Annotated in this window: 7 protein-coding genes; 3 read left to right on the top strand and 4 right to left on the bottom strand. The window is 29.1% G+C overall.

The features are described 5' to 3' along the window. Positions 1-81: 81 nt before the first annotated feature. From ABUA17_RS18110 to ABUA17_RS18100, 3 genes are read right to left on the bottom strand one after another with little or no spacing between them, the layout of a single operon-like run. Entirely contained in the window at positions 82-2013 is a 1932-nt protein-coding gene (locus ABUA17_RS18110) for a PTS fructose transporter subunit IIABC (RefSeq protein WP_042397829.1), read from the bottom strand. 20 nt (positions 2014-2033) lie between these two features. Continuing rightward, on the bottom strand, positions 2034-2939 hold the full coding sequence (gene pfkB / locus ABUA17_RS18105; RefSeq protein ID WP_195951319.1) for a 1-phosphofructokinase: 906 nt from the start codon (positions 2937-2939) through the stop codon (positions 2034-2036). Further along, positions 2939-3691 carry a DeoR/GlpR family DNA-binding transcription regulator gene (locus tag ABUA17_RS18100; protein ID WP_195951320.1) on the bottom strand — a complete coding sequence of 251 codons (753 nt, stop codon included), beginning with the start codon at positions 3689-3691 and terminating at the stop codon, positions 2939-2941. Before ABUA17_RS18100 ends, pfkB begins: the two co-directional genes overlap by 1 nt. A gap of 246 nt (positions 3692-3937) precedes the next feature. On the opposite strand from ABUA17_RS18100, the gene ABUA17_RS18095 reads away from it, so the two are divergent. Both ABUA17_RS18095 and ABUA17_RS18090 read left to right on the top strand, forming a co-directional pair. Continuing rightward, positions 3938-4369 (top strand): MarR family winged helix-turn-helix transcriptional regulator, encoded by a 432-nt coding sequence (locus ABUA17_RS18095; RefSeq protein WP_055291282.1) that lies wholly within the window; start codon positions 3938-3940, stop codon positions 4367-4369. Positions 4370-4388: 19 nt separating this feature from the next. Then, positions 4389-5753, top strand: a complete 1365-nt coding sequence (locus ABUA17_RS18090; RefSeq protein ID WP_349818213.1) for an MATE family efflux transporter — start codon at positions 4389-4391, stop codon at positions 5751-5753. A 205-nt stretch (positions 5754-5958) separates the two neighbouring features. Here the strand turns inward: ABUA17_RS18090 and ABUA17_RS18085 are convergent, their stop codons facing one another. Next, positions 5959-6354, bottom strand: a complete 396-nt coding sequence (locus tag ABUA17_RS18085; RefSeq protein ID WP_042397842.1) for an RrF2 family transcriptional regulator — start codon at positions 6352-6354, stop codon at positions 5959-5961. A 151-nt stretch (positions 6355-6505) separates the two neighbouring features. On the opposite strand from ABUA17_RS18085, the gene ABUA17_RS18080 reads away from it, so the two are divergent. Beyond that, on the top strand, positions 6506-6946 hold the full coding sequence (locus tag ABUA17_RS18080; RefSeq protein ID WP_042397844.1) for a globin domain-containing protein: 441 nt from the start codon (positions 6506-6508) through the stop codon (positions 6944-6946). The last annotated feature ends 95 nt before the right edge of the window (positions 6947-7041 follow it).

Genomic DNA, 7041 nt, shown 5'->3' with positions numbered 1-7041 from the left:
GGCTTATAGAGTCTGGGATTTATTTTTTTTTTGCAAAAGGGGCCTCGCACTAATTATTTAGTGCGACAGCCCCTTTTAAAATTATTCTACTACTTTTTTCTTTAATACTGCTAACATTGCCATTCCTACTACAGAACCTATTACAACTGCTGCTAAGAATCCAAATGGATTTCCGATTACAGGTAATACGAATATTCCACCATGAGGAGCTCTTAATTGACAGTCAAAGAACATTGTAAGTGCTCCTGCTGTTGCAGAACCTATTACACATGAAGGTATAACTCTTAATGGATCTGCTGCTGCAAAAGGAATTGCTCCTTCTGTTATGAATGATAATCCCATAATATAGTTTGTAAGAGCTGATTGTCTTTCTCTCTTAGTAAACTTATTCTTAAAGAATGTTGATGCTAAAGCTATAGCAAGTGGTGGAACCATACCACCAGCCATTACAGCTGCCATTACTTCATAGTTTCCAGATGCAAGTGATGCTGTACCAAATACATATGCTGCTTTATTGAAAGGACCACCCATATCAATTGACATCATACCTGCAACAACAATACCTAATAATACTTTACTTGTTCCACCCATTGAGTTAAGGAAATGTGTGATTGCTTCATTTATTCCACCAAAGAAAGGATTTACGAATATCATGATTGCTCCCATTAAACCTATACCTATTAGTGGATATAATAAAGTTGGTTTTAAACCTTCTAATGCTTGTGGTAATTTATCAAATATCTTCTTTAATCCTAATACTAAGTAACCACCAACAAAACCTGCAAATAATGCTCCTAAGAATCCTCCGCTAATAACAGATACTGAAGAATCAAATGCACTTGCATAAGTTGTACCTAAGTTAGCTAACATACCACCAACAAAACCAACTGCAAGACCTGGTCTATCTGCAATACTCATTGAAATATATCCTGCAAGTACTGGTAACATAAATCCAAATGATGTTTCACCTATAGTTTTTATAAATGCTGCGATTGGTGTATTCTTACCAAAGTTAGATGGATCTATACTATAATTATCTAGTAAGAATGCTATAGCTATTAATATACCTCCACCTATAACAAATGGTAACATATGAGATACACCATTCATTAAGTGCTTATATATTTGTCTTCCAAAGCTTTCTCCTTCATCTGATGATGAGCCTTCGCTATCACTTCCACCTGCATGATGATATACTGGAGCATCACCATTAGTAGCTCTAGTTAATAATTCTTCTGTTTTATGAATTCCATTTGCAACCTTAGTTTGAATAACTTTCTTTCCTTCAAATCTAGCCATTTCAACCTTCTTATCAGCTGCAACTATTATACAATCTGCATTAGCTATTTCTTCATCAGTTAAAACATTTTTAGCTCCACCTGAACCATTAGTTTCAACCTTTATTGTAATTCCCATGTCTTTAGCTTTATTTTCTAAAGCTTCTGCTGCCATAAATGTATGAGCAATTCCTGTAGGACATGCTGTAACTGCTAATACTCTATATCCACTAGCTTGTGCTTTTTGAGCTTCTTCTTTATCACTTTCAGCCTTTAACTTATCATTTTCTTTAGAATCAATAAGTTCTAAGAATTCATTAACACTCTTAGCATTAATTAATTGATCTTTAAATTCAGGATCCATTAACATCATAGATAATCTTGCTAACACATCTAAATGAAGATTATTTTCTCCTTCTGGTGCAGCAATCATAAAGAATAATTTTGCCGGTTCACCATCTAATGAATCATAATCAATACCATTAGTAAGTACCATTGCACTAAGACCAGCTTCTTTTACTGCAGTTGTCTTAGCATGAGGAATTGCTATATTATCTCCGATTCCCGTTGTGCTTAAGCTTTCTCTTGCTAATACTGCTTCTTTATAAGCTTCCTTATCATTTAATCTTCCTGTTTCATTCATTAAATCAACAAGTTTATTAATAGCTTCTTCCTTTGTTTTTACATTAGGATTAAGTGCTATACCATTCTTTTTTAATAAATCTGTTATTTTCACTTTTTAGTCCTCCTTTAAATTTAATTGATTTGATTTAATAATTCATAAACATAATCTTTTGTTGCTAAACCTTCTGAAAAAGCAGAAGCACTTCCTGTTGCTACTCCTAATTTAAATCCTTTTTCTACTTCGTTTGCTTCTAAATATCCTGCAATAAATCCTGCTACCATTGAATCACCGGCTCCAACAGAATTTTTAACCTCACCTTTTGGAACATTACTTGTAATAACATCCCCATTTTCTTTAATTAGAATTGCTCCATCACCAGCCATAGATATAAGTACATTTCTTGCCCCCATATCTTTAAGCTTCTTAGCATATTCTATAATTTCATCATTTCCTTTAAGTTTTACATTAAATAAATCTCCAAGTTCATGATGATTTGGTTTTATTAAAAATGGTTTATATTTTAAAACCTTTAATAACGATTCCCCAGTTGTATCTACAATAAATTTGACTCTCTTATCTTGAAGAGACTCCATAATTCTTTCATAAATATCTACTGGCATTGTTTTTGGGATACTCCCAGCTAATACTAAAATATCCCCTTCAGATAATTTATCTAACTTTCCATAAAGCTCATGTAATGCTTCATCTGAAATTTCTGGTCCTCCACCATTTATTTCACTTTCAACATCAGCCTTTATCTTAACATTTATTCTAGACATTCCATTTTTTAATTTAATAAAATCTGTATCACAGCCAAATTCTCTTACTTCTCTTTCGATTTCTTCACCTGTAAATCCAGCAATAAATCCTAAGGCTTTACTTTTAACTCCTAAATTATTTAAGACAATAGAAACATTAATTCCTTTACCACCTGCATAAACATTCTCACAAGTACTTCTATTAACATGACCTAAATTAAAATCATCCATTTTTACTATATAATCTAATGCTGGGTTAAATGTAATAGTATATATCATTATTTTTCTACCTCCAAAATTTCAGCTTCTTGTCTATATCTATTATTCTCCAAAACTGTAGTTATTATTTTAGCTTCTTTAATACCTGCAAAAGTTACAGAACTTATTTCGTCAAATTTAGAATTATCGCATAATATATATCTTTTTTTACTTCTATGCAATGCTTCGCTTTTTACCATCGCTTCTTTTATATCAGGTGTAGTAAATCCTCTTTCAATATCTACTCCATTTACACCAAAAAAGCCTTTAGTGAAATTATATTTTCTTAATGCATTAACTGTTTCAGCTCCTACTATAGCTTCTGTTGCAAGCTTAAGCTCTCCACCTAAAATATAAGTTGTACATTTTTTTTGAATAAGTTTTCTAGCATGTACAATTCCATTTGTTACAAAAACAGCCTTTGTATTGTTAATGAAATTTATCATTAGTTCAGTAGTAGTTCCTGCATCAATATATACAAAATCATTATCTTTAATTAGTGATGCTGCATATTCTGCTATTTTTATTTTTTCATTTATATTTAAATTTTGTCTATTTTCAACTCTATCATCTATAGTTGTTATGCTTATTTCTTTTATTGATGTAGCTCCCCCATGAACCTTCTTTAATAATCCGGCCTTATCTAAAGCTATCAAATCTCTTCTTATAGTTGATTCGGATGTATTTAAATATTCAACTAAATCATTTAAATAAACTACCGATTCTTTTTCTAATTTATCTAAAATTAATTTATGTCTTTCTTCTGATAACATTTACATCACTTCCTTATCTCAATAATAGCTTCTTTTTTTTAATAAGTCAATCATTTTCTTTCACATTCATTCATTTTCTTTCAACTTCGTTCATCATTTCCTCCATTTTATTTTATTTTTTCCAAAAGTACTATTTTTTATATGTAAAAATTTTAGTTGCATTTGCAACTATATTGCTCTTATAATATATTAAGTAATATATAACCTTATTAATTTTTTAAATTTAATTAGAAAGGACTTATTTAAATGAGCTGCAATAATGAATATTTAGGTAAATATATTTCTTTAATTCATAGACAGGCTAATGTATTTTTCACAAAAGAATTTAGTAAATTTGGATTTGGTAGTGGACAATATATGTTCATGATTCATTTATATAAAAATGATGGAATCAGTCAAGAAAAACTTTCTGAATTGCTTAACATAGATAAAGGCACTACTGCTAAAGCAGTAAAAAAATTAGAAGAACTTGGGTTTGTAACTCGTTTTAAAGATTCAACTGATAAAAGAATAAATAGAATTTACTTAACTTCAAAAGCCTTTAATATTAAAAATGACTTTTTTTCTGTTTTAACCAAATGGGAAAACATGCTTACTAATCAATTAAGTCCTGAAGAAATATCTGAAAGCTTAACTATACTAAATAAGCTTTCTAAAAGTGTAACAAGAAATAATTAATTATTAGGAGGACAAAAAAATGGCACATCAAAATCACTTAGGTGAGGAATCTATCGGAAAATTATTATTAAAATATTCTATTCCAGCAATAATAGGAATGATGGTTAATGCTTTATATAATATTGTAGATAGAATGTTTATAGGACGTATTCCTGATGTTGGCTCCCTTGCATTAACAGGAGTAGGAATAACTATGCCTATAATGTCAATTCTTTTAGCTTTTGGCATGCTTATAGGAATTGGATCAACTGCAAATATTTCATTAAATCTTGGGCGTGGTAAACGAGATGAAGCCGAAAAACTAATTGGTAGCGCTATTACATTAAGTTTAATAGTTGGTGTTATAATTACTATCATTGGTCTTATTTTCTTAAATCCAATATTAAATATCTTTGGAGCAAGTGAAAATACTTTATTTTATGCCAAAGAATATATTACTGTAATTTTATGTGGTTGTACTTTTAATATTCTTTCTTTTGCATTAAATAGTACTGTAAGAGTTGATGGTAACCCTAAGCTAGCTTCATTAACTATGATTATTGGATGCGGGACCAATATCGTTTTAGATTATTTATTTGTTTTTGTATTAAATATTGGAATTAAAGGTGCTGCTTTTGCAACTGTTATTTCTCAAGCACTTACATTCTTTATAATACTTTATTACTATACTAAAGGAAATTCTAATCTAAAATTAAAAGTTGAAAATATGAAACTAAAGAAAAACTTAGTCATGATGACTTTTGCAATTGGTATAGCCCCTTTTGCAACCCAAATTGCTAACAGCTTAGTACAAGTTGTCGCTAATAATTCTTTAAAAGCTTATGGTAATGATTTATCTATAGGTGCCATGACTATAATAGGCTCAATTAATATGGTATTTATGATGCCTATCTTTGGTATTAATCAAGGTTGTCAACCAATTATAGGTTTTAACTATGGTGCTAAAAAATATGATAGAGCTAAAAAGACATTTATAATTGCTACTATTGCAGCTACTGTTATTTGTACAATAGGAGGTATGTTAATACAACTATTCCCTGAATTTGCAATAAGTTTATTTAATAATGATCCTGAACTTACAGCTGTTGCTATAAAAGGAGTTAGAATGTATTTATTAATGATGCCTATAGTTGGAATTAACATTGTTGCTACTAGTTATTTCCAATCTATTGGTAAAGCTAAAATGTCTATGTTTGTTAGTTTACTTAGACAAGTAATTTTATTAATTCCATTTACGCTAATTCTACCTTTATTTATAGGATTAGATGGGGTTTGGGCTGCTGGAGCTTGTGCTGATTTCTTATCTGTTGTCATCACAGCAGTTTTAATATTTAAGGAATTTAAATCATTAAACAAATTACATGAAATTCAATTAGTAGCATAATAAAACTAAACATATAAATAAAAAAAACTATTACCAAATAAAATATCTGATAAAGGAAAAGGTGGATTATATATAATCCACCTTTTTTACGTAAATTTAAATTATGAACCTATTTACTTTGTACAATACTAATCAATATTTAGTATTATCAATATGTTTATAAATAATTATATTTATATAATACTTTGTTGCAATATATTATCTATTACATTATATCCTTTAACGTATATTGAGCCATTTCATTTACAAATACATTTAATGACTTGCAGATAATACCCTTAAGTTTACACTCTTTGCTTAATAGTGGGCATGTTCCTGATTCACCCATACATTCCACTAAACTTAAATTTTCTTCTGTTAATAATAATACCTTACCTAAATTAATTTCAGCTGGATCCATTCCCAATTTTAATCCACCATTTCTTCCTTTTGAAGATATTATATATTCTGTCTTTGCTAATTTATTTATTACTTTTTTTAAATGATGTGAAGATATTTCTAATCTTTCTGCCAATATATCTACTGTTGCATTTTCCTCAGAGTTTTTAGCTAAATATATTAATGCTCTAAATGCATAATCTGTAAACTTTGATAATTGCATAAACAATTCCTCCTCTTATATAAGGTAAGATAATTATACCACAAATTTAAATGTGCATTTTATTTGCACATTTAATTTTTATATGGTATATTAATATCACAGACATGAATAATAATTATTAATAGATAATGATTTTAAAGGAGAGATAAATATGTTAGATCAAAAAACTATAGATATAATAAAAAGCACAGTACCTGTTTTAAAGGAGCATGGATTAGAAATAACAACAACTTTCTATAAGAATATGTTTAAAAACAATCCCGAAGTAAAACCATTATTCAATATGGATAAACAATCTTCTGGTGAACAACCTAAAGCATTAGCGATGACTATTTTAGCTGCTGCTCAAAATATAGATAATCTACCAGCAATTTTACCAGTAGTTAAAAGAATTGCTGAAGTGCATTGTGATCGTCAAGTTACTGAAGGACATTATCCAATAGTTGGTTCAAATCTTTTAATTTCTATTAAAGAAGTTTTAGGAGATGCAGCAACTGATGAAGTCCTTGAAGCTTGGGGCAATGCCTATGAAGTTATTGCTAAAATTTTCATTGATGTAGAAAAAGAAGTTTATGATTCAAGAAAAAACTAAAGCTTAACTTATAATAATCGAGACTGTAGATAATTTTGTGTAATATAGTTTCTTATAAATCAAATATTACTGGAAATTTTGATTTCCAGTAATAT

The sequence above is a fragment of the Clostridium sp. RTP31139st1_H3_RTP31139_211217 genome (assembly GCF_040227035.1).
Taxonomy (GTDB): domain Bacteria; phylum Bacillota; class Clostridia; order Clostridiales; family Clostridiaceae; genus Clostridium; species Clostridium saudiense.
This window is presented reverse-complemented; position numbering and strand designations above follow the sequence as displayed.